Raw genomic sequence first — 24,273 nt, forward strand, 5'->3', positions numbered from 1 at the left:
TGCTCGCGGTGCGAAAGCTCCTCGCCGCACCGCCGCAGCCGCGGCTCCATTCCCCCTTTTCGGAGATGTTCCCCCATGAAGAAACTACTGGCCGGCGCCTGTTGCGCGCTGTCGCTGGCGGCCTGCCACAAGCAGGCACCTGACGCCGCTCCCACAAAAAGCGCGAGCAGCGTGCCCGCCGCCGGCTCGGGCGTCGACCAGGCGCTGTTCGATACCCACGTGCGTCCGCAGGACGATCTCTACCACGCCATCGACGGCACCTGGCTCAGGAACACGCCGATCCCGGCGGACAAGTCCAACTACGGCGCCTTCACCAAGCTCGCCGACGATGCCGAAGCGCAGCTGCGCGCGATCATCGAGGAGCTCGCGGCCAAGGCCGACCGGCAGCCCGGCAGCGTCGAGCAGAAGATCGGCGACTACTACGCCGCATTCATGGACGAGGCCAAGGCCGAGCAGCTCGGCCTGGCGCCGATCGCGCCGGAGCTCGAGCGCATCGCCGCGATCAAGGACAAGCAGCAGCTGCCGGTGCTGATGGCCGAGCTCGTGCGCAAGGGCGTCAGCGTGCCGCTGGTGCCTTACGTGCACCAGGATCCGAAGGATTCGACGCGCTACGCGGGCGATTTCTTCCAGGCCGGCCTGGGCTTGCCGGATCGCGACTTCTACCTCATCGCGGACGACAAGTTCAAAGGCATTCGCGCGAGCTACGTCGCGCACGTGCAGAAGATTTTCGAGCTCGCCAAGATCGACGGCGCGGCACAGAAAGCCAAGAGCGTGCTCGAACTCGAAACCGCGCTCGCCCAAGTGCAGTGGGACAAGGTCGAGAACCGCGATCCGGTGAAGACCTACAACGCCTACGAGCCGGCCAAGCTCGCCGAAGTCAGCGAGCGGATCGACTGGCCCCGATATCTCGACGCCACCGGCTACGGCGCGCTCAAGCAGGTGCTGATCTCGCAGCCGACCTATGTCGCGGGCTTCGGCAAGCTGCTCGACAGCCGCTCGCTCGAGGCCTGGAAGACCTATCTCGCCTGGCACGTCATCAACGCGCATGCGGAGCTGCTGTCGGCGGCCTTCGTCGACGAGGATTTCGCGTTCAACGGCAAGATCCTCAACGGCCAGCAGGAGCAGCGTCCGCGCTGGAAGCGCGGCGTGGAAGGCATCGAGAACGCGCTCGGCGAAGCCGCCGGCCAGATCTACGTGCAGCGTCACTTTCCGGCCGAGAACAAGGCGCGCATTGAGCAGCTCGTGAAGAACCTCATCGCGGCCTACGCGGTTGCGATCGACGGGCTCGAGTGGATGAGCGCGGACACCAAGAAGGCCGCGCAGGAGAAGCTCTCGAAGTTCACCTACAAGATCGGCTATCCGGACGTCTGGCGCGATTACGCCGCGCTCGAGGTCAAGGCCGGCGATTCGGTCGGCAACGCGCAGCGCGCGGCGGTGTTCGGCTACGAGCGCGAGATCGCCAAGCTCGGCAAGCCGATCGACCGCAAGGAATGGCACATGACGCCGCAGACGGTGAACGCCTACTACAACCCCGAGATGAACGAGATCGTGTTCCCGGCCGCGATCCTGCAGCCGCCGTTCTTCCAGGCCGATGCGGAGGACGCCGTCAACTACGGCGGCATCGGCGCGGTGATCGGCCACGAGATCAGCCACGGCTTCGACGACCAGGGCAGCCAGTACGACGGCGACGGCAACCTGCGCATGTGGTGGACGGCCGAGGATCGCAAGAAGTTCGAGGCGCTCGGCAACGCGCTCGCCGCGCAGTACGACGCCTACGAGCCGGTCAAGGGCTATCACGTCAACGGCAAGTTCACGCTCGGCGAGAACATCGCCGACCTCGGCGGCCTGACGATCGCGCATTCGGCCTACCTGAAATCGCTGGCCGGCAAGCCGTCTCCGGTCATCGACGGTTTCACGGGCGACCAGCGCTTCTTCATCGGCTGGGCCCAGGTCTGGCGCCGCAAGTACCGTGACGAAAACCTGCTGAACCGCCTGTCGACCGACCCGCACTCGCCGAGCGAATACCGCTGCAACGGCGTGGTGATCAACGTGCCGGCGTTCGGCACGGCCTTCGAGGTCAAGCCGGAAGACAAGCTGTTCCGCGCGCCCGAGCAGCGCATCAAGATCTGGTGATCCGGACGGTGAAGCGCTGAGCCTGGTCCGGCGGCGCGCAAAGCCCTTCGACTTTGGTCGAAGGGCTTTTTGTTTGGGCTCTCGCCCAATGCGGCGTCGGAGGGCTGGCGCAGGCGACTCATGAAAATCGTGAGATACGCCGGCGTCCGCAGACGGCACCATACCGCGCCGCGCGCCTCAGCTGGCGCGCCACGGATAAAACATCAGGAGAGTTGCATGCGTTCGTCCCCGAACGGCCATCGCGGCCGGTTTCGCCTGAGCCTGCTGGCCAGTGGTCTGCTCGCCAGCCTCGCCGCCGCCGCACAGGACGCGGCGACCGCCGAGGTCGCTGCGAACGACAGCGGGGCGCCCATCGAAACGGTCACCGTGACGGCGACGCGCCTGGCCGCGCCGAGCTACGACACGCCGGCGTCGATCGACAGCGTGTCGGGCGGCGAGCTGTTCGGCGAGCGCGTCGGCGTGAACCTGTCGGAAGCGCTCTTCAACGTGCCCGGCATCGTCGCGCGCGATCGCCAGAACTACGCGCAGGACACGCAGATTTCGGTGCGCGGCTTCGGCACGCGCTCGGCCTTCGGCCTGCGCGGCGTGCGGCTCTACGTCGACGGCATTCCGGCGACGCAGCCCGACGGCCAGGGCCAGGTCTCGCACTTCAACCTCGCCACGGCCAAGAGCGTCGAGATCCTGCGCGGTCCGTTCTCGAGCCTGTATGGGAATTCTTCGGGCGGCGTGATCCAGATGTTCACGGCCGACGGCACCGAGACGCCGACGGTCTCGGCGAGCACCTCGATCGGCAGCTATGGCACCTCGCGCAGCAGCGTCGGCACCACCGGCAGCATCGGCATCGCCGACTACAACCTCGGCTACACGCATTTCGAAACCGACGGCTATCGCGATCACAGCAAGGCCACGCGCGACGGTTTCAACGGCAAGCTCAACCTGCAGCTCAACGATGCGGGCAAGCTGACCTTCCTGCTCAACTCGTTCACCACCGACGCCGACGATCCGCTCGGACTGACCGCCGCCCAGGCCGAGGAAAACCCGCGCCAGGTGGCGACGCAGGCCACCCAGTTCGATACGCGCAAGTCGGTCGACCAGACCGTCGGCGGCGTGGTCTACGACCTGCGGATCAGCGAGTCACAGAGCCTCCACGTGCTGGGCTACTACGGCCAGCGCGATGTGGTGCAGTTCCTCGCCATTCCGCAGGGGCCGCAGAGCGGCTCGGCCGGCCATTCGGGTGGCGTGATCGATCTGGGCACCGATTACGGCGGAGTCGATGCGCGCTGGGCCTGGCGCGGCTCGCTCGCCGGCCGCCCGGCTTCGCTGATCGCGGGTCTCACCTGGGATACGCTCGACCAACAGCGCCGTGGCTACGAGAACTACGTCGGCACCACCTTCGGCGTGCGTGGCAATCTGCGTCGCGACGAGGACAACACCGTCGATGCCTTCGAGCAGTACCTGCAGGCGAGCTGGGATTTCGCCGAAAAATGGAGCGCGATGGCGGGCCTGCGGCATAGCCAGATCGACTTCGAGTCCAAGGATCACTACATCGTCGGCACCAACCTCGACGACAGCTACACGCGCGACTATTCGCGCACCACGCCGGTGGTGGGCCTGATGTTCCGTGCCGATCCGCGCGCGCACTTCTATGCCTCGTACGGCAGCGGCTTCGAAACGCCGACGCTCGCCGAACTCGCCTATCGGCGCGATGAAGGCGCCGGCGCATCCGGCTCCAACGCGCTCGATGCGGCGCGCAGCCAGAACTACGAGATCGGCGCCAAGTTGCGTCCGACCCGCTGGCTGAGTTCGGAGATCGCGCTGTTCCAGACCGATACCAAGGGCGAGCTCGCGGTGGCGAGCAACAGCGGCGGCCGCTCGACGTACCTGAACATCGACAAGTCGCGTCGCCGCGGTGTCGAGTTGAGCGCCGACGCCCGGCTCGCGCGCCTGTGGTCCTGGCAGCTGGCCTACACCTACCTCGATGCCGAAGTGCGCCAGGACTACATGAGCTGCTCGGGCACGCCGTGCACCGCGCTCAACACCACGGTGGAAGCGGGCAATCGCATTCCCGGCATCGCCCGCAACGTCGCCAGCACGCAGCTGCGCTTCGGCGGCGAACTCGGCGCCTATGCAACGCTCGATGCGCGCCATGTCAGCAGCGTGCAGGTCAACGACACCAATACCGAATCCGCCGACGCCTACGAGGTGGTCGATCTCGGCGCCGGCTGGCGCTGGTCGTTCACGCACTGGAACCTGCGCGCCTATGCGCGCGTCGACAACGTCTTCGACGAGGACTACATCGGCTCGGTCATCGTCAACGACGGCAATGGCCGCTACTACGAGCCGGCGCCCGATCGCACCTATATCGGTGGGGTCGCGATCGAGTGGAAATCGTAAAGCGGTGAAGACATGCCCGCTTTGGCGGGCATGATTCTTTGCGGAATCAGAAACCGCGCAGCGTCGCGATCTCGTCGACGCTCGCGCGTTCGCTGCGCAGGCGATTCACCGGCGCGTCCGGATCGGCGTAGCCCAGCGCCATGCCGCAGTAGAGCAGCTCGCTCGCGGCCAGCCCGAAGTGCTTGTGCAGCCGCCCACGATAGACGCCCCAGGCTTCCTGCGCGCAGGTTCCCAGACCACGCTCGGTGGCCGCGAGCATCAGCGACTGCATGAACATGCCCATGTGAGCCCACTGGCCGTGGCCCATGCGGCGATCGATGACGAAGAACAGGCCCACAGGGGCGCCGAAGAATTCGTAGTTGCGTGCGAAGTTCGCGAGCCGGCCCTGCTTGTCGTCGCGCCCGATGCCGAGCAGCGCGTACATGGCTTCGCCGATCGCGAAGCGGCGGCTGCGGAAGGGTTCCCACAGCGAAGGCGGATAGATCGCGTAGCCGCCGTCCTCGGCGCCGCCCTGCGAGGCCCACTGGCCGTTCCTGGCGAGGTCGATGACTGCCTCTCGCTCCCGGCCGGCCACCGCGATCACGCGCCAGGGCTGCAGGTTGCCGCCCGACGGCGACCAGCGCGCCGCTTCGAGCACCTCGCGCAGCAGCGCCTCGGATACCGGCTTGTCGAGGAAGGCGCGCACCGAGATGCGCTGCTGCAATGCTTGGCTGACGCTGATCATCGAGGCCTCCGGAAGGAAAGTTCGACCATAACGCATCGAGGCGAGGCCAGCGCAAGCCGGCGTCGCCTCGCTGCTGCGGACGCTGCGATCAGAACGAGAGCTGGAAGCCGGCGTAGACCTGGCCGAAGCCGAACTCGTAGTCGCTGTCGTCCTTGTCTTCGAGCGAGTAGCTCTGCACCCCGATCAGGCCCGCAACCGTCGGCGTGAAGCGGTAGCCGACCGAGGCGTCGAGGCTGGCGCCGCGCAGATCGTCGAGAATCAGGGCCGAAAGCTCCGCATTCCAGAACCAGCTGCCATTGCCCTGGTCGCTGATGCCGACGGTGGCGCCGAGGCCATCGGCGTTGTCGTCTTCTCCCTCGATGCCGAGCTCGAGGTCGACGTATTCGGCAGCGGCGTAGAGCCGGATCGAGTTCCAGTTTGAGCCGTAGCCGACGCCCAGGCGCAGCACGTCGAGATCGGTGTCGATGTCGTAGTCCTGGCCGTTGGCGCGGAAGTCGTTGCCCGACATCGTCAGATACTGGCCACGCAGGAAGACGTGCTCGTTGGCCTGGAAGCGCGCACGAAAATCACCGCCGACGAAATCCTCGACCTTGGCATCGAGTCCCGGCGCTTCGATCTCACCGTAACCGCTTGCGATCGCAGCGCGAACATCGACCGCCGCCTGCGTTTGCAGGCTAGCTCCCAACAACAGACCCGCCCCGATCCATTCCAAACTGCGCTTCATAGCTCTCCCCAGATAAATGAAACCCGGCGGCAGACCCGCCGGGTCGCGCATTCTGAGGGCGCCGGATGTCGGCTTCCAGGCACTGATGCCCAACCGGAGCGACAACCGCAGGATCAGAACGAGAACTGTCCACCGAGGTAGAACTGCGAGAGCGTCAGCTCGTCGCCACCGTCGGCTTCGAGTGCGTAGCTCTGGACGCCGATCAGGCCGCTCAGCGCGGGCGTGAAGCGGTAGCCGAGCGTCGCGTCGAGGCTGGCGCCGTCGACTTCGTCGAGCGAGAGCCACGACAGCTCGACGTTCCAGAGCCACGGGCCGCTGCCCTGGTCGCCGATGCCGGCGCTGACGCCCCAGCCGTTGGTGTCGTCGCCTTCGCCGTCGATCTCGACGTTCACGTTGGCGTATTCGAGCACGCCGTAGACGCGTACCGGACCGGCATTGACGCCGTAGCCGGCGCCCAGGCGCAGCACGTCGATATCGGTGTCGATGTCGAATTTCTCGCCGTCGGCCTCGATCTTGTCACCCGAAGTCGACAGGTATTCGCCGCGCAGAAAAATGTTCTCGGTCGGCTTGAAGCTGCCGCGCAGGTCGAAGCCGATGAGGTCGGATTCGGCCTTGCCTTCGGAAGTGTCCACTTCATAGGTGCCGGCGCCGAAGGCGGCGCGCACGTCGCCTGCCGCGTGCGCCTGATAGTCCCAGGCCAGGAGGCCGGCGGCGGTGATCATGAGGATCTGCTTGTTCATCGTGTTTTCCCTTGCGTCGTGAGAGAGGTGTTGTTGTTAAAGCGTGTATTCGAGCTGCAGAGTGGTGAGCCGCTGGGCGCCGCTGTCGTCGGCGCGCAGCAGTTCCCAGTTCAGTCCTAGCCGCAGGTGTTCGGCGATCGGCAGGTCGAGCCCGAATCCGAGGTCGACGCCGAGACCGTCGCGGCGATGCGTGTAGCGGGCCTGGTCGACGCGCAGCTCGGTTTTGCTGCTCCACCAGAAGGCGCCGACGCGCGGGCGCAGGTCGACGCCATGGCCCACTGGCAGGCGCCAGCTGGTCGCGAGCAGCACGGCGTTGCCGGCGCCGGGGATCGAGTCGGCGGTGTCTTCGACGAGCGCTTCGGGCGAAGACAGATCGCCGCTCAGCCTGGCCTTGTACTGGCCCAGGCGCAGGTAGCCGAGTTCGATGCCGACGCGGCCGATGCGATAGCCCGCGTAGAGCACGCCGCCGAGATCGCGACCGTCGAGATCGGCGTTGACCTCGTGATCGCGAGCCCGCAGCCCGCGGGTCAGCGAGCCGTCGCTCACGCCGGCTTCGGCGAGCCCGGCGCGCAGGCCCAGATACCAGTCGTCGCTGCTGGCGCTGGCCGGTTCGGCGAGCGACAGGCTGACGATGCCGAGACCGAACACCAGCGCGCTGAGCTTGAGCCCACGCGGCATCAGCGCCTTGCGGCGACGGCCGCGCAGCCCGGCCATCGCGGCGAGCGGAGCCAGCAGCCAGACGCCGAGCGCACCGCCGCCGGTCTTGACGTTGCCCTTACCACCACCGGGCTGCGTCGGGTTGTCGTTGTCGACGATGGTCACGGTCGCGTTGAGGCGTTCGCCGGCCTGTGCGCCGCTGGCATTGCCGAGCGTGATGGCGAAGGTTTCGGCGCCTTCGACGAGGCTGTCGTCGACGATGGCGATGTTGAGGGTCTTCGGCGCGCTGTCGCCGTCGGCCCAGTTCAGGGTGCCGCTGCTGGCGGTGTAGTCGCCCGGCGCAACTGCGCTGCCGTTCACGGTGGCGTAGCGGATGCTCGCCGCACCGGCGCTGCCGCCTACGCGCGTCACCGTCACGCTGAGCTGGCCGGCGCCTTCGTTGACCGAATACGCGGTCTGGCCGAGTTGCAGACGTCCGGCCGGCGGCGGCGGTTCGGTGCCGCCATCGTCGTCGATGATCGTGACCGTGGCGGTGATCGCGCTGCCGAGCGTGGCGCCGGTGGCTTCGCTGAGCACGACAGTGAACTGCTCGTCGCCCTCGTTGGCACTGTCGTCGACGATGCTGATGTGGATGGTCTTCGGCGCGGTGTCGCCGTCGGCCCAGTTCAAGCTGGCGTTGGCGGCGCCGAAATCGGCCGGGGAACCGGCGCTGCCGTTGACCGTGGCGTAGCGCAGGCTGGCCGCGCCTCGGCCGCCGTCGGTACGCGAGACCGTGAGTTGCACGGTGCCTGCGGCCTCGTCGACGGTGTAGGCGGTCGGGGCGAACTGCAGCTGGCCGGCTGGCGGCGGCGGCAGCACTTCGAAGGCACCCGCCAGCGTGGCGTTGCGATCGCCGCCCGGAACCTGCTGCCCGCCGACATCGTGCAGACCCACCGCCGCGTCGATGGCGATGTTCAAGGTCACCAGCGCGGTACGGCCGTCGTCGGCGACCACGATGTCGCTGACCGCGACGCCCGTGCCGAAATCGAAGCGGGTTTCGCTGACGAAGCCGATGCCGGCGATCTCCAGCTGCAGGCTGCTGCCAGCCTGGCCCTGGGTCACCGACAGGCCGGTGATGTTGAACTGGGCGATCGGCGGAATTTCGCCGAACGAGGTCGCGCTGCCCAGGCGCACGGTCTGGCCCGGATTGACGCGAACGTTCCACTGCAGCGCGGCGCCGTTGTCGAGGCAACCTTCCCCGTCGATGCGGTTGTCGAGCCCTCGGTCCTCGCCGATCTGGCGCCAGACATCGGAGTAGTCCGTGGCCGTATAGCGATCGGCCGGACTCTGCGGAATCAGCAGGATGAAGTATTCGCCCGCGGCTCCGCTGTCGGGGCAATCGCGACCGCCCGGGCTGCCGGCGACATCCTGGAAGTAGGGCTGGCCCTGATCGCTGTCGGCCAGATAGATGTCGCCGCCCAGGAACACCTTGGCGCTCGTCGGCGTCGGCAGCGAACTGCCCAGGGTCAGCGTGTTTCCGTAGTAGCCGCTGCCGTTGACGTAGTTCACGACCATCGTCGCCGTGAGGCCGGTGTCGCCGAGGCTCGCGACCGCGGTGATGCGATACGGATCGGCCTGGGTGCCGGTGCCGCTGGTGGCAATGCTCTGAGGCGAGAACGGCTGCGTCTCGCCGAGTGCGCTCGTCGCGGTGCCGCCGGTGTGTTCCGCGAAGCTCGGCGCGTAGAGCGCGCCGTCCACTTCCACCATCCAGCCGGCGTCGGCGATGTCGGTGGCGTCGCTCGGATAGAACTGGCCTACGCCCGGAACCTCGGCGTTGAGTACCTGGAACGACAAGTCGTCACCGACGCTGATCGTCAGCGGCGAGCCGTTGATGGTCTTGACCTGCGGCGGGGCGGCGTCGGCGGCCGCCGACAGCACCGCCATGAAAGCGAACAGAAAGACCAGTGACACGGCGCGATCCAGCCCGCGCCTGGTGGATGCGAACATCGAGACAAACATTGCCAGACTCCTTCGAACGTCCTGTTGCGGCAGTGCGCCGTAGAGCCGGCGCCCGTCCTTCTCAACGGCGCGGCCGAGCAGGGCCGGCGCTTCGAGGTGGCGCACTCTGAGGGCGAGCGGGCTGGGCAGTCCTGACACCCGTCTTACAAACGCCTCACATCCGCAAGCCACTGAATCGAAAGGCTTGTGAGACGAAAGTAAGAATTGCTGTGTAGCGTTTGCGGGCGCTGGCATACTGCGCGCCGGGCCGTTCCGGGGCGGCCTGCACAGAACCAGGGGAAGGCGGCAGGGCGGGATGGACGGGGATACCGAGTCGACGACGCAGGCGCGGCGCTGGCATTTCGACGGCCGCGAACTCGACGAGCGCAGCCTGCAGCTGAGCGTCCAGGGCCAGCTCGTGCCGCTGCATCGCAAGCCGATGTCGGTGCTGCTGCACCTGCTGCAGCACGCCGGCGAAGTGGTGACCAAGGACGAACTCGCCGAAGCCTGCTGGCCGCGCCGGGTGCTGTCCGAGTCGGTGCTCACGACCACGATCAACCGCTTGCGCGCCGCGATCGGCGATCACGACGCCAGCCTGATCAAGACCGTGCACGGCTTCGGTTACCGGCTCGCGGTGCCGGTGTCGGTGTCGGTCGAAGCCACCGGCGGCGAGCTGCCCGAGCGCCTCGATTTCGTCATCGGTGCCGCGGTGCCCGGACGGCCGAACTGGCAGCTCGTCGAGCGGCTCGGCGGCGGTGGCAGCGCCGATGTCTGGCGCATTCGCCAGGACAAGAGCGGCGAGGAGCGGGTCGCCAAGTTCGCGGTCAGCGGTGCCGCCCTGCGCTCGCTCAAGCGCGAGATCACCTTGTCGCGCGTGCTGCGTCAAAGCCTCGGCGAGCGGCCCGACCTGCTGCGCATCGTCGACTGGAGCATCGACCAGGAGCCGTTCTTTATCGAGGCCGAGTACGTGCCCGCCGGCAGCCTCGTGCAGTGGAGCGAGGCGCAGGGCGGCCTGGACTCGCTCGCGCTGGCCCTGCGGCTCGACCTGATCGCCCAGTGCGCGGACACGCTCGCGGCCGCGCACGGCGTCGGGGTGCTGCACAAGGATTTGAAGCCTTCGAACGTGCTCGTCGTCGCCGACACCGGCGGAACGCCGCGCATCAAGCTCGCCGATTTCGGCAGCGGCGGGGTGCTCGACGGCGGGGCGCTCGCTTCCGACATCACGCGCCTGGGCTTCACGCAGACCATCGCCGCGCTCGACACCACCAGCGGAACGCCGCTGTATCTGTCGCCCGAAGTGCTGGCCGGCCAGCCGGTGACCACGCAGGCCGATGTCTACGCGCTCGGGGTGATGCTGTACCAGGCGGTGACCGGCGACTGGCGCAAGCCGCTCGCTCCGGGCTGGGAGCGCGAAGTGGCCGACGAGCTGCTGCGCGAGGATATCGCCGCCGCGGTCGATGGCGATCCGGCGCGCCGGATCGCCGATGCGGCCGAACTCGGCCGACGCCTGCGCCACCTCGAAGCCCGGCACCGGTCGCGCGAGGCCGAGCGGCTCGCGCGCGAACGCGCCCTGGCGTTGCAGGGCCGGCTCGAGCGGGCCGAAGCTGCGCGGCGCGGCTATCTGGCGGCGGCGGTCGTGCTGGTGCTCGGCCTGGCCGTCACGGTGGCGCTGTCCTGGCGGCTCTACGAGACCGATCGCGAGCGCAGTACCGCGCTCGAACGGGCGCGCAGCGAGGCCGCGGTGTCCGAGCAGGTCAGCGATTACCTGGTCTCGCTGTTCGAAGCCGCGAGCCCGGAGGAATCCGGCGGAGCGCCGATCGAGCCGCGCAAGCTCGTCGATCTCGGCCACCAGGCCCTGCAAAAGCATTTCGGCAAGGAGCCGCAGGTGCGCGCCCGCATGCTCGGCATGCTCGGTCGCGTCTACTGCGTGATGGGCCACACCGAGGAATGCCGGCGCGACATCGAAGAAGCGCTCGCGCTCGATGGCGAGCATCCGAACGGCAATCCGGCGGTGCGCGCCAAGTTCATCTTCGATCTGTCGGATTCGCAGATACGCGCCGGCCGCTACGACCTCGCCGAACACAGCCTGCGACAGGCCGCGCGACTGCTGCAGGAGGGCGACGTGCCGGCCGACTCCGAACGCAGCATCGAGGTGCAGTCCAGCCTGGGTTACGTGCTGCGCGCGCTGCAGAAGCCGCAGCAGAGCATCGCCGTGCTCGAAGCGCTGCAGCGCACGCTCGCAGCGGCGGGCCAGGGCGCGGATTCGCAGCCTGCCTTCGAGGCCCTGGGCTCGCTCGCGCTGAGCTATCAGGAGGCGGGTCGCACCGACGAGGCGCTCGCGCTGTCGCAAAAGACCGTCGACCGCGTGCGCGAGGTGCTCGGTCCGGACAACATCCAGTATCTCTACCAGCTCGACTATCACGGCTATTTGCTCTACGTCTCCGCGCACTACACCGAGGCGGAGGCCGCGCGCCGCGAGCTGCTGGCGCGCTACGAAAAGCTCTACGCCCCGACGAGCTATCACGTGACCACGGTGCGCAACAATCTGGCGGCGGCCTTACGCCAGCTCGGCCGCGTGCGCGAGGCGGTGCCGCTGTTCCGCCGCGTGATCGCCGACGAACGCAGCGCCGGCGCGCCCGATGGCCCCGACATGGGCCAGTCGCTCGCCAATCTCGGGCGCTCGCTGGCCCAGCTCGGCGATAGCGACGAGGCCCTGCCGCTGCTGCGCGATGCGCTCGCGATGACCGAAAAAGCCGAGGGTGCGAACGGCTTCCAGAGCCTTCGCCGCCGGCTCGATCTGGCCGATGTGCTGCTCGCTCGGGGTAGCACCGCCGAGGCGCGCGCGCTGCTGCTGAACAGCGAAGTCGCGCAGGATCTCGACAGTACCGCCGCGCAGCTCGAACGGGCTCGTCGCGAGCGTCTGCTCGGCAACACCGAGCTCGCCGAGGGCCGGCTCGACGACGCCGAGCGCCACTTCGCGGCCGCGTCCGCTGCCTACGAGCGCAACGATTCGACGTCCTACGATGCCCGCGCCCTGACCGGACTCGGGCAGGCACGATTGCGGCTCGCTCGCCGGCAGGCCAAGGCCGCGATCGACCAGCTCGTCGCCATCGAAGCCGATCTGCGTGCGCGACTCGTGGCCGATGCGCCGCTGCTGCTCGAAGTGCGCGAGCAACTCGCACAGGCGCGGCGGTCGTAGCTCGATCCGCGACGCGGAGCATGGGGTGGCGCGCAGCGCATAACCGCCTCAGGGACAGACGCGCCACAATACCTGGACGTTTCCGGCTCCCAGGATTTTCATGACGCTCAGCCTCGCTCTCGCAGCGGTTTTCGCACTCGTCGCCGGTGTCGCGCTCGGCTGGCTGATCGGCCGGCTCAAGGTCGCCGCGCTGGCCGACAGGGCCGCGCAGGTCGATGCGGCGCGCGCCGAGGCCGAGGCGCTGCGTCGCCAGCTGTCCGAGTCCGCCGCCGCGACCGCCGGCCGCGAAGCGACGCTGGCCGAACAGCTGCGCCAGCTGCAATCGCGTGCGCAGGAGTTCGAGCAGCGTGCGCGCGTCCTCGACGAGCAGCGCGTCGCCGCGACCGAGCGCGCGATGCAGGCCGAGAGCCAGGTGCGGATCGTCGAAGGCGCTCGCGATGCGGCGCGGGTTCAGCATGCGGAGCTGCAATCACGTCACGACGTGCTGCTGCAGCAGCACGAGGCGCTCGCGAGTACCGAGCGCAAGCTGCAGGGCGAGCTCAGCGCGCTGCGCACGAGCACCGATGCGCTGCGCGAGCAGTTGCAGCAGCAGAAGGTCTGGTTCGAGGAGCAGACGCGCCATCTGCGCACCGAGGCCGAGAACCTCACCGGCAAGATTCTCGAAGAGAAGACCCAGCGCTTCACCGCGCTCAACGCGGAGCGGCTCGGCGAGCTGCTCAACCCGCTGCGCGAGCAGCTCGGCGATTTCAAGCAGAAGGTCGAGCAGGTCTACACCGACGAGGCCAAGGAACGCAGCGCGCTGAAGGCGCAGGTCGAGCAGCTGCATTCGCTCAACAAGGCGTTGTCCGATCGCACCGAAGACCTCACGCAGGCGCTGACCTCGAACAGCAAGGTGCAGGGCGACTGGGGCGAGATGGTGCTCAAGCGGCTGTTCGAGGAATCGGGCCTGGCGCGCGGGCGCGAGTACGAGATCCAGGACAGCATCGAGAGCGAGGCCGGGCGCACGCAGCGTCCCGATGCGGTGATCTACCTGCCGGAAGATCGCCAGCTGGTGGTCGATTCCAAGGTCTCGCTGACGGCCTGGACCGACTACTGCGCGGCCAGGGACGAGGCCGAGCGCGCCGCCTGCCTGAAGCGGCATCTGGGCTCGGTGCGCGCGCATCTGCGCGAACTCGCGCTGCGCGATTACACCCGCTCGCCCGATCTGCACACGGTCGATTTCGTCGTCATGTTCGTGCCGATCGAAGCGGCGCTGCTCGAAGCCCTGCGCGGCGACGACAAGCTCTACGCCGAGGCCTTCAAGAGCAAGGTCGTGCTGGTGTCGCCGACGACGCTGTTCGCGGTCATCAAGATGGTCGAGGGCATGTGGTCGGTGCGCCGGCGCGAGCAGAACGCCGAGAAGATCGCCGAGGCCGGCGGCAAGCTCTACGACAAGCTCGAAATGTTCGTCGCGAGCTTCGAAAGCGTGCGCAAGGGCCTGGCCAGCGCGAACAAGGCGCTCGACGACGCCTGGGATCATCTGAGCAGCAAGCGCGGCAACGCGCTCAAGCTCGCCAAGGATATGCGCGACATGGGCCTGCGCACCAAGGGCAAGGCTCGCATCGTCGAGCTCGTAGCTGCGCAGGAGGCGCTGCCGCTGGCCGATGACGCCGAGCCGGAGGCCGACGAGGACGCGCCGAACCCGTAGCGCGTCGCCGAATCGATCCGGCAGGCCGGCGGCCAGGCCAGTGCGATCGCCTGCCACGTCGGCGAGATGGCGCAGATCGAAGCCTTCTTCGCGCAAGTGCGCGAGCGCTTCGGGCGGCTCGATATCCTCGTCAACAACGCCGCGGCCAACCCGTATTACGGACCGATCCAGGACACGCCGCTCGATGCGTTCCAGAAGACCGTCGACGTCAACATTCGGGGCTACTTCTTCATGAGCTCGGCGGCGGTGAAGCTGATGGCCGAGAACGGCGGCGGTGCGATCGTCAACACGGCTTCGATCAACGGCGTGATTCCGGCTCCGCTGCAAGGCATCTATTCGATCACCAAGGCGGCCGTGATTTCGATGACCAAGGCCTACGCGCGCGAATGCGCGCCGCTCAAGGTGCGCGTGAACGCGCTGCTGCCGGGGCTCACCGATACCAGGTTCGCGGGGGCGCTGATTCGCGAGGGCGAGGCCAACCGGCTGTTCGTCTCGCATACGCCGATGCAGCGCCACGCCCAGCCCGACGAGATGGCCGGCACCGTGCTGTATCTGGTTTCGGACGCATCGAGCTACACGACCGGGGCCTGCATCAATGTCGATGGCGGGTATCTGACGGCCTGAGCCGGGCGCGAGAACCCGGATGACGGCGCTCCGCCCACAGCCGCGAGCCGAGGGCTCCTCTCTGGTCCCTGTCCCCGCGCGGGCGCGACCTCGGGCGGCGACGCTCAACGGCCCGACGGGCTCCGCCGAGCGCCGAGGTGAGCGCGGCGAGTCCTCTGGCCTCAGGTCTCTTCGGTCGTCGGCTTGCGGCTCACGCGTGCTGCGCGCTTCTCCTTCGACAGCTTGCGCGCGAGCATCAGCAGCTGCGTCACTGCCGGCGATACGTGATTCTCGCGGTAGACGATGCTCATGTGCGCGCGCGGGGCCTCCCCCTCGATGCGCCGGTAGGTCACGCCCTGCGAATTGATCTGCTTCATCGATTCCGGAACCATCGACACGCCGAGGCCCGCGGCGACGAGGTTGACGATCGAGGTCACCTGCGAGGCCTGCTGCTCGATGCGCGGCGAGAAGCCGGCGCGCGTGCAGGCGGCGATGATCTCGTCGTAGAGGCCCGAGCCGATGACGCGCGAGAACAGCACGAAGGGCTCGCGTGCGAGCTGTCCCACCGAGAGCGACTTGTGCCGGGTCAGCGGATGCCCGGTCGGCAGGGCGATCAGCACGTCCTCCTCGAACAGCGGCTCGACGATGAGCCCCGGGTCGTCACTGATCAGCGGGCGCACGAAGGCGGCGTCGAGCGTGCCGGCGAGCACGTCTTTTGCGAGCTCGGGCGTGCTCGCTTCGGTCAGCGAGAGCTGCACTTGCGGGAAGCGCTGGCGGAATTCGCGCAGGATGCGCGGAATGCGCGGATTGAACGGGGCCGAGTTGATCATGCCGACGGTGATCGCGCCCTGGTCGCCGCGCGCGATGCGCTGCACGTTGCGCGTGGCGCGCTCGACCTGCGCGAGGATGGCCTTGGCGTCGAAGAAGAAGGCCAGCCCAGCCTCGGTCAGCGCCACGCCGCGTGGCAGCCGGCGGAACAGCTGCGAGCCGAGCTCCTGCTCGAGCTGCTGGATCTGCTGCGACAGCGGCGGCTGGCCGATGCCGAGCCGCTGCGAGGCTCGCGTGAAGTGCAGTTCTTCGGCGACGACGACGAAGTAGCGCAGGTGTCGCAATTCCATCAGCAATATCCAGAAGAAATGACTAGGGTAGGTGCCATATATTGGACGTATCGTTAAGGCCGGGTCTACAGTCCAAGACCTAGATTGCAAAAATGAATGCGCGACAGCGCGCCTCGCCAATGCGCGCGCACCTATGTGGAGTAGGCCGATGATGAACCAGATGGACCAAGACCCCATTGAAACCAAGGAATGGCTCGACGCCCTCCAATCGGTCCTGCAGCGCGAAGGCCCCGAGCGCGCGCACCAGCTGATCGAATCGCTGGTCGAAAAGGCGCGCATGTCGGGCGCCTTCATTCCGTTCTCGCCGAACACGCCCTACCTCAACACGATTCCGGTCGACCTCGAAGAGCGCAGCCCGGGCAACCACGAGCTCGAGTGGAAGATCCGCTCGCTGCTGCGCTGGAACGCGATGGCGCTGGTCGTCAACGCCAACAAGGAGCACAGCGGCATCGGCGGCCACATCGCCAGCTACGCCTCGGCCGCGACGCTCTACGAAATCGGCTTCAACCATTTCTGGAAAGGCCCGGACCACCCGGACGGCCAGGACCTGGTCTACATCCAGGGCCATTGCACGCCGGGCATCTACGCGCGCGCCTATCTCGAAGGCCGCTTGACCGAAGAACAGCTCCAGCGCTTCCGCATGGAAGCCCTGGAGCCGGGGCTTTCGAGCTATCCGCATCCGTGGCTGATGCCGGATTTCTGGCAGTTCGCGACCGTGTCGATGGGCCTCGGGCCGATCATGGCGATCTACCAGGCGCGCCTGATGAAGTACCTGCATCACCGCGGCCTCAAGGACATGACCAACCGCAAGGTCTGGTGCTTCTGCGGCGACGGTGAAATGGACGAGCCCGAATCCGTCGGCGCGCTCGACATCGCCGATCGCGAGAAGCTCGACAACCTCGTGTTCGTGGTCAACTGCAACCTGCAGCGTCTCGACGGTCCGGTGCGCGGCAACGGCAAGATCATCCAGGAACTCGAAGGCTACTTCCGCGGCGCCGGCTGGAACGTCATCAAGGTGGTCTGGGGCGGGCCGTGGGACGCGCTGCTCGCGCGCGATGCGAGCGGCAAGCTCGTCGAGGCGATGAACGAGACCGTCGACGGCGAATACCAGAGCTACAAGGCGCGCGGCGGCAAGTACACGCGCGAGCATTTCTTCGGCAAGTATCCGGAGCTCGAACGCCTCGTCGCGACGATGAGCGACGAGGAGATCGCCGCGCTGCCGCGTGGCGGCCACGATCCGCACAAGGTCTATGCGGCCTACGCGGCGGCGATGAAGCACACCGGCTCGCCGACCGTGATCCTCGCCAAGACCGTCAAGGGCTATGGCATGGGCGAGGCCGGCGAAGGCCAGAACATCACCCATCAGCAGAAGAAGATCGGCCTCGACGCGCTGAAGAAATTCCGCGACCGCTTCAAGATTCCGGTTCCGGACGACCAGCTCGAAAAGCTGCCGTTCTACAAGCCGGCCGAAGATTCGCCCGAGATGCAGTACCTCAAGGCGCGTCGCGCCGAACTCGGCGGCTCGCTGCCGGCGCGCGTGATCAAGCCCGACAAGATCGAGATTCCGCCGCTCTCGGTGTTCCAGCGCCAGCTCGAAGGCACCGGCGAGCGCGAGATCAGCACCACGATGGCCTTCGTGCAGCTGCTGCAGACGCTGATCCGCGACAAGAACATCGGCCAGCGGGTCGTGCCGATCATTCCGGACGAGGCGCGCACCTTCGGCATGGAAGGCATGTTCCGCCAGCTCGGTATCTATTCGGTCGTGGGCCAGAAATACAGCCCCGAAGACGCCGACCAGCTCGCCTTCTACAAGGAAGACATCAAGGGCCAGATTCTCGAGGAAGGCATCACCGAATCGGGCGCGATGTCGAGCTTCATCGCGGCCGGCACCGCCTACGCGAACCACGGCATCAACCTGATTCCGTTCTACACGTTCTACTCGATGTTCGGCTTCCAGCGCGTGATGGACCTGTGCTGGGCAGCCGGCGACATGCGCGCGCGCGGCTTTTTGCTCGGCGCCACTGCGGGCCGCACGACGATCAACGGCGAAGGTCTGCAGCACGAAGACGGCCACAGCCTGGTCATGGCCGGCCTGGTTCCGAACTGCGTTTCGTACGATCCGGCGTTCGGCTACGAGCTTGCAGTGATCATCCAGCACGGTCTCAAGGAGATGATCGAGCAGCAGAAGGATCGCTACTACTACCTGACCATCTACAACGAGAACCATCAGCACCCGCCGATGCCGGCCGGTGTCGAGAAGGGCATCGTGCGCGGCATGTATCTGTTCAAGTCCGAAGACAAGCCCGCCAAGACGCACGTGCAGCTGATGGGTTCGGGTTCGATCATGCGCGAGGTGATCGCCGCATCCGAACTGCTGCGCGAGGACTGGGGCGTGACGAGCGACGTCTGGAGCGTGCCGAGCTTCAACGAGCTCGCGCGCGACGGCCGCGAAGCCGAGCGCATCAGCCTGCTCAATCCGGGCAAGCCCGCGAAGATGTCCTACGTGCACGAATGCCTGTCCGGCATGAGCGGCCCGGTGATCGCCTCGACCGACTGGGTGCGCGCCTATGCCGAAAGCATTCGTCCCTTCGTTCCGCTGCCGTATCACGTGCTCGGCACTGACGGCTTCGGCCGCTCGGACAATCGCCCGGCACTGCGTGATTTCTTCGAAGTCGATCGTCGCTGGATCGCGGTCAAGGCGCTCAAGGCGCTCGCCGAACTCAAGCTGGTTCCGGCCGAGCGCGTGACGCAGGCGATCAAGATCTACGGCATCAAGCCGGGTCGCCAGTCGCCCTGGACGGTATAAGGACAGCCATGGCCAAGACGATCGAAATCAAGGTTCCGGATATCGGCGACAGTCACGACGTTCCGGTGATCGAATTGCTGGTCGCCGTGGGCGACACGCTAGCCAAGGAGCAGGCGCTGCTCGTGCTCGAATCCGACAAGGCGACGATGGAAGTGCCGTCGCCCGAAGCCGGCGTGCTCAAGAGCCTCGCGGTCAAGGTCGGCGACAAGCTCAGCACCGGCTCGGTGATCGGCGTGCTCGAAGTCGGCGGCGCGGCGGAGGAAGCTCCCGCCAAGTCCGAAGCCAAGCCCGCCGCGAAGGAAGAAGCCCAGGCGGCTCCGGCCACCAAGCCCGAGCCCGAAAAAGCCAAGGCCCCGGCCGCTGAGAAGCAGGCCGCCGCACCCGCCGCGAAGAAGCCCGCGAAGTCCGGCGGCAGCACCACCACCAACGTGACGATTCCGGACATCGGCGATTTCGCCGGCGTGCCGGTGATCGAAGTACTGGTCAAGGATGGCGATACGGTGACGGCCGAGCAGGCGATCATCGTGCTCGAAACCGACAAGGCGACGATGGAGATTCCGAGCCCCGCGGCCGGCGTCGTCTCGGGCTTCAAGCTCAAGGTCGGCGACAAGGTCAGCAAGGGCGACGCGATCTGCACGCTGCAGGGCGAGGGCGGCGGTGAGGCCTCCGCCGATGAAGCCGAGGCCGAACCCGAAGCGCCGCAGCCCGCGCCGGAAGCCAAGGCCGAGAAGTCGGAGAAGCCCGAAGCCGCCGCTCCTGCCAAGTCCACCGAACACAAGCCCGCCGCGCCCGCCGCCGAAACGCCGCAGGCGGCGAGCGGCAAGCCCGGCGAAATGCCGTACGCCGGCCCCGGCACGCGCAAGTTCGCGCGCGAGCTCGGCGTCGACCTGGGCAAGGTCAAGGGCAGCGGCAAGGGCGGCCGCATCGTCATCGAAGACGTGCAGGGCTTCGTCAAGCAGACGCTCGCGCAGCCGCCTGCAGCGGCAGCGCCGGCCGGCGGCGGCATTCCGCCGATCCCGGCGCAGGATTTCTCGCTCTACGGCGAAATCGAAACGGTGGCGCTCGCGCGCATCCGCAAGATTTCGGCGCAGCATCTGCATCGCGCCTGGGTCAACATTCCGCACGTCACCCAGACCGACGAAGCCGACATCACCGATCTCGAAGCCTTCCGCAAATCGGCCAGCGACGACGCCGGCGTGAAGCTCACGCTGCTGCCGTTCGTGATGAAGGCGGTCGAGAAAGTGCTGGTCGCGTATCCGGATTTCTGCAGCTCGCTGTCGCCCGACGGCGCCAGCCTGATCCGCAAGAAGTACGTGCACATCGGCTTCGCCGCCGATACGCCGAACGGCCTGGTGGTGCCGGTGGTGCGCGATGTCGACAAGAAGGGCATCGTCGAACTCGCCAAGGAATGCGGCGAGCTCGCCAAGAAGGCGCGCGACGGCAAGCTCAAGCCCGACGACATGAAGGGCGGCTGCTTCTCGATCAGCAGCCTCGGCGGCATCGGCGGCGGCTACTTCACGCCCATCGTCAATGCGCCGGAAGTCGGCATCCTCGGCGTATCGAAAGGCGTCATGAAGCCGGTATGGGACGGCAAGGCCTTCCAGCCGCGCCTGATGCTGCCGCTGTCGCTGTCGTACGATCATCGCGTCATCGACGGCGCCTACGCGGCGCGCGCGATCGTGCTGCTCGGCAAGCTGCTGGGCGATCTGCGGCGCTTGGCGCTATAGGAAGGCGAGGCAAGGCGGGTCACGACCCGCCTTGCGGCCAACGAACATGCAGGGTGGGTCTGAGGCGCAGCCGCCCAATCCACCGGCATCCCCGACTTTGGTTTGGCCGTATCGGCATCGCGTTGCCGTCATGTGCCCCGAGGCTTGCCGTCGCCAAGTATTTTGGCGGGGCCATTACGCAGCGCGCTTCATTTGTTCGACAATACGCGTCTAGTGATCTTTTGGATCGAGCGGCCGACTGAGCCAGCTTGACCGTGTGGTACGCCGATTTGTTCAACATCCGCCGGGCCCGTGCCTTTGGCGGCAGTTTCGGGGAGATTTACGTGGCCAGCATTCGCAAGATTCTCGTTGCCAACCGATCCGAGATCGCGATCCGCGTCATGCGCGCGGCGAACGAGATGGGGATCAAGACGGTGGCGATTTACGCCAACGAGGATCGCTTCGCCCTGCATCGCTTCAAGGCCGACGAAAGCTATCGCGTCGGCGCCGGCAAGAAGCCGATCGCGGCCTACCTCGACATCGCCGACATCATTCGCATCGCCAAGCAGGCCAAGGTCGATGCGATCCATCCGGGCTACGGCTTCTTGTCCGAGAACCCGGAATTCGCCGAGGCCTGCGCGGCCAACGGCATCCTGTTCATCGGGCCCACGCCCGAGGTGATGCGCACGCTCGGCAACAAGGTCGCGGCGCGTAACGCGGCCGTCGCGGCCGGCGTTCCGGTGATGCCGGCCACGGCCCCGTTGCCGCACGACATCGAAGCGAGCAAAAAGCTCGCGGCCGCGGTCGGCTATCCGCTGATGCTCAAGGCGAGTTGGGGCGGCGGCGGACGCGGCATGCGCGTGATCGAGAGCGAAGCCGACTTGCCGTCGAACATCGAGATTGCGCGTCGCGAAGCCGCTGCGGCCTTCGGCAACGACGAGGTCTATCTCGAAAAGCTCGTGCGCCGCGCACGTCACGTCGAAGTGCAGATTCTCGGCGATCGCCACGGCAACCTCGTGCATCTGTTCGAGCGCGATTGCTCGGTGCAGCGCCGCAACCAGAAAGTGGTCGAGCGCGCACCGGCTCCGTATCTCGACGAGGCCACGCGCGCCTCGCTCTGCGAATCGGCGCTCAAGCTCGGTCGCGCGGTCAACTACACGCATGCGGGAACCGTCGAGTTCCTGATGGATGCGGACAGCGGGCAGTTCTACTTCATCGAAGTGAACCCGCGCATCCAGGTCGAGCACACGGTGACCGAGCAGGTCACCGGCATCGACATCGTCAAGGCGCAGATTCGTGTATGCCAGGGCGCGACGATCGGAAAGGACGCCGGCGTGCCGGTGCAGCACGAGATCAAGCTCAACGGCCACGCGCTGCAATGCCGCGTGACCACCGAAGACCCCGAGAACAACTTCACGCCGGACTACGGTCGGCTCTCGGTGTATCGCAGCGCGGCCGGCTTCGGCCTGCGTCTCGACGGCGGCACCGCGTACGCGGGCGCCATCATCACGCCGTACTACGACTCGCTGCTCGTGAAGGTGACGGCCTGGGCGCCGACCGCCGAAGAAGCGATTCATCGCATGGATCGCGGCTTGCGCGAGTTCCGCATTCGCGGCCTGTCGACGAACCTGCAGTTCCTCGAAAACGTGATCAACCATCCCGACTTCATCTCGGGCGACGTGATCACCAAGTTCATCGACAACACGCCCGAGCTGTTCAACTTCAAGAAGCGTCGCGATCGCGCGACCAAGCTGCTGCGCTTCCTGTCAGAGACCACGCTGCGCGGCAACCCGGAAATGAAGGGCCGCATCGCGCCGACCGGTGAGCTCGCGCCCGCGATCCTGCCGAGCGCCGATCTGTTCGCACCGATTCCGCCCGGCACGCGCGACAAGTTGAAAGAACTCGGCGCCAAGGGTTTCAGCGAGTGGATGAAGGCGCAGCCGCAAGTGCTGCTGACCGACACCACCATGCGCGATGCGCATCAAAGCCTGTTCGCGACGCGCATGCGCACCACCGACATGACGACGATCGCGCCGTACTACGCGCGCATGCTGCCGGGCCTGTTCTCGCTCGAATGCTGGGGCGGCGCGACCTTCGACGTGGCGATGCGCTTCTTGAAGGAAAGCCCGTGGGCGCGCCTGCATCAGCTGCGCGCGGCGGTGCCGAACGTGCTGTTCCAGATGCTGCTGCGTGCGAGCAACGCGGTCGGCTATACCAATTATTCCGACAACGTCGTGAAGTTCTTCGTGCAGCAGGCCGCCGCGAACGGCATCGACGTGTTCCGCGTGTTCGACTCGCTCAACTGGGTCGAGAACATGCGCGTGGCGATGGATGCGGTGGTCGAGACCGGTGCGCTCTGCGAAGGCACGATCTGCTACACGGCCGACATCTTCGACAGCGCGCGTCCCAAGTACGACCTGGCCTACTACGTGAAGATGGCCAAAGAGCTCGAAAAGGCCGGCGCGCACATCATCGGCATCAAGGACATGGCCGGCGTCTGCCGTCCGCGTGCGGCGCGCGAGCTCGTCAAGGCGCTCAAGAACGAAGTCGGCCTGCCGCTGCACTTCCACACGCACGACACCAGCGGCATCGCCGCAGCGAGCGTGCTCGCCGCGATCGAAGCGGGCGTCGATGCGGTCGACGGTGCGCTCGACGCGATGTCGGGCCTCACCTCGCAGCCCAATCTCGGCGCGATCACCGCTGCGCTGCAAGGCAGCGAGCGCGACCCGAACCTGGCCGGCGGCGTCGATCTCGAGAACATGAAGGCGCTGTCGTTCTATTGGGAAGGCGTGCGCAAGTTCTACGCGCCGTTCGAAGCCGATATCCGCAGCGGCACGGCCGATGTCTATCGCCACGAAATGCCGGGCGGCCAGTACACCAACCTGCGCGAACAGGCGCGTGCGATGGGCCTCGAACATCGCTGGCCCGAAGTCAGCCAGGCCTATGCGGACGTGAATCAACTGTTCGGCGACATCGTCAAGGTCACGCCGACCAGCAAGGTCGTCGGCGACATGGCGCTGTACATGGTCGCGAATGACCTGACGCCCGAGGAAGTGGCCGATCCGGCGCGCGACATCGCGTTCCCCGAGTCGGTGATCTCGCTCATGAAGGGCGAGCTCGGCTATCCGGCGGATGGCTTCCCGCCCGAGTTGCAGAAGAAGATCCTGCGCGGCGAACCGGCACTGGTCGGACGTCCGGGCCTCAACATTCCGCCGGTCGATCTCGAAGCCACGCGGCACGAAGTCGAGAAGGCCATCGGCCACAAGGCCAGCGACACCGAACTCGCCTCGTACCTGATGTATCCGAAGGTCTTCAAGGATTACGCGGCGCATGTGAAGACCTATGGCGACGTCAGCCAGCTGCCGACGCCGGTGTTCTTCTACGGCATGAAGGAGCAGCAGGAAGTCTCGGTCGATCTCGAACCCGGCAAGACCTTGCTGATTCGCCTGCAGGGCAGCACCGAGAATCTCGAAGAAGGCGAGGACAAGCTGTTCTTCGAGCTCAACGGCCAGCCGCGCATGACGCGCCTCGCCAAGCCCGATTCGAAGGCCAAGGCCGCGTTGCCGAAGGCCGAAGACGGCAACCCGAAGCACGTGGGCGCGCCGATGCCGGGCATGGTCGTGACGATCGCGGTGAAGGCCGGGCAGAAGGTGGCCAAGGGCGATCCGCTGGTGTCGATCGAAGCGATGAAGATGGAGACGCAGATTCGCGCGGACTTCGACGCCACCATCAAGCGCGTGGTCGCGAGCACCGGCCAGAGCGTGTCGGCCAAGGATTTGCTGATCGAACTCGGCTGAGTCGTGAC

At 66.8% G+C, this 24,273-nt stretch carries 12 protein-coding genes and 1 pseudogene; 8 read left to right on the forward strand and 5 right to left on the reverse strand.

The genetic code is table 11. The features are described from left to right. The first annotated feature begins 75 nt into the window (after nucleotides 1-75). Together WQQ_RS10700 and WQQ_RS10705 are read left to right on the forward strand one after the other, a co-directional pair. Nucleotides 76-2,133: a M13 family metallopeptidase gene (locus WQQ_RS10700; RefSeq protein WP_007185176.1), complete on the forward strand. Its 2,058-nt coding sequence runs from the start codon at nucleotides 76-78 to the stop codon at nucleotides 2,131-2,133. Between the two features lie 216 nt (nucleotides 2,134-2,349). Then, nucleotides 2,350-4,527 (forward strand): TonB-dependent receptor family protein, encoded by a 2,178-nt coding sequence (locus WQQ_RS10705; protein WP_007185177.1) that lies wholly within the window; start codon nucleotides 2,350-2,352, stop codon nucleotides 4,525-4,527. Between the two features lie 46 nt (nucleotides 4,528-4,573). Here WQQ_RS10705 and WQQ_RS10710 read toward each other — a convergent pair whose 3' ends face one another. The 4 genes from WQQ_RS10710 to WQQ_RS23010 all read right to left on the reverse strand — a co-directional run bounded on the left by WQQ_RS10710 (nucleotide 4,574) and on the right by WQQ_RS23010 (nucleotide 9,322). Continuing rightward, complete coding sequence (locus WQQ_RS10710) at nucleotides 4,574-5,251, reverse strand: nitroreductase (RefSeq protein ID WP_007185178.1); 678 nt, start codon at nucleotides 5,249-5,251, stop codon at nucleotides 4,574-4,576. An 88-nt stretch (nucleotides 5,252-5,339) separates the two neighbouring features. Continuing rightward, nucleotides 5,340-5,975, reverse strand: a complete 636-nt coding sequence (locus WQQ_RS10715) for an outer membrane beta-barrel protein (protein WP_007185179.1) — start codon at nucleotides 5,973-5,975, stop codon at nucleotides 5,340-5,342. Nucleotides 5,976-6,088: 113 nt separating this feature from the next. Then, the gene (locus WQQ_RS10720) at nucleotides 6,089-6,715 is read right to left on the reverse strand and encodes an outer membrane beta-barrel protein (RefSeq protein ID WP_007185180.1); all 627 of its coding nucleotides are present in this window, start codon (nucleotides 6,713-6,715) and stop codon (nucleotides 6,089-6,091) included. 36 nt (nucleotides 6,716-6,751) lie between these two features. Then, nucleotides 6,752-9,322, reverse strand: coding sequence for a Calx-beta domain-containing protein (locus tag WQQ_RS23010; RefSeq protein ID WP_192812956.1), 2,571 nt, complete (start codon nucleotides 9,320-9,322; stop codon nucleotides 6,752-6,754). A 343-nt stretch (nucleotides 9,323-9,665) separates the two neighbouring features. Between WQQ_RS23010 and WQQ_RS23015 the strand changes: the two genes are divergently transcribed. The 3 genes and pseudogenes from WQQ_RS23015 to WQQ_RS10740 form a co-directional block, all read left to right on the forward strand. After that, nucleotides 9,666-12,548 carry a tetratricopeptide repeat protein gene (locus tag WQQ_RS23015; protein ID WP_007185182.1) on the forward strand — a complete coding sequence of 961 codons (2,883 nt, stop codon included), beginning with the start codon at nucleotides 9,666-9,668 and terminating at the stop codon, nucleotides 12,546-12,548. Between the two features lie 100 nt (nucleotides 12,549-12,648). Continuing rightward, a complete protein-coding gene (locus WQQ_RS10735) occupies nucleotides 12,649-14,235 on the forward strand; it encodes a DNA recombination protein RmuC (RefSeq protein WP_007185184.1) in 1,587 nt (528 codons plus the stop codon). A gap of 3 nt (nucleotides 14,236-14,238) precedes the next feature. Then, nucleotides 14,239-14,859 (forward strand): annotated as a pseudogene (locus WQQ_RS10740) (SDR family oxidoreductase); the annotation flags it as partial. A 161-nt stretch (nucleotides 14,860-15,020) separates the two neighbouring features. On the opposite strand, the gene WQQ_RS10745 reads toward WQQ_RS10740, so the two are convergent. Then, entirely contained in the window at nucleotides 15,021-15,956 is a 936-nt protein-coding gene (locus WQQ_RS10745) for a LysR family transcriptional regulator (protein ID WP_007185186.1), read from the reverse strand. A 148-nt stretch (nucleotides 15,957-16,104) separates the two neighbouring features. Here WQQ_RS10745 and aceE point away from each other — a divergent pair, with 148 nt between their 5' ends. The 3 genes from aceE to WQQ_RS10760 all read left to right on the forward strand — a co-directional run bounded on the left by aceE (nucleotide 16,105) and on the right by WQQ_RS10760 (nucleotide 24,265). After that, nucleotides 16,105-18,762, forward strand: a complete 2,658-nt coding sequence (aceE, locus tag WQQ_RS10750) for a pyruvate dehydrogenase (acetyl-transferring), homodimeric type (protein WP_040453393.1) — start codon at nucleotides 16,105-16,107, stop codon at nucleotides 18,760-18,762. 8 nt (nucleotides 18,763-18,770) lie between these two features. Continuing rightward, nucleotides 18,771-20,489, forward strand: a complete 1,719-nt coding sequence (gene aceF, locus WQQ_RS10755; RefSeq protein WP_007185189.1) for a dihydrolipoyllysine-residue acetyltransferase — start codon at nucleotides 18,771-18,773, stop codon at nucleotides 20,487-20,489. Between the two features lie 323 nt (nucleotides 20,490-20,812). Next, nucleotides 20,813-24,265, forward strand: a complete 3,453-nt coding sequence (locus WQQ_RS10760) for a pyruvate carboxylase (protein WP_040453926.1) — start codon at nucleotides 20,813-20,815, stop codon at nucleotides 24,263-24,265. The last annotated feature ends 8 nt before the right edge of the window (nucleotides 24,266-24,273 follow it).

The sequence above is a fragment of the Hydrocarboniphaga effusa AP103 genome, assembly GCF_000271305.1.
GTDB lineage: Bacteria > Pseudomonadota > Gammaproteobacteria > Nevskiales > Nevskiaceae > Hydrocarboniphaga > Hydrocarboniphaga effusa.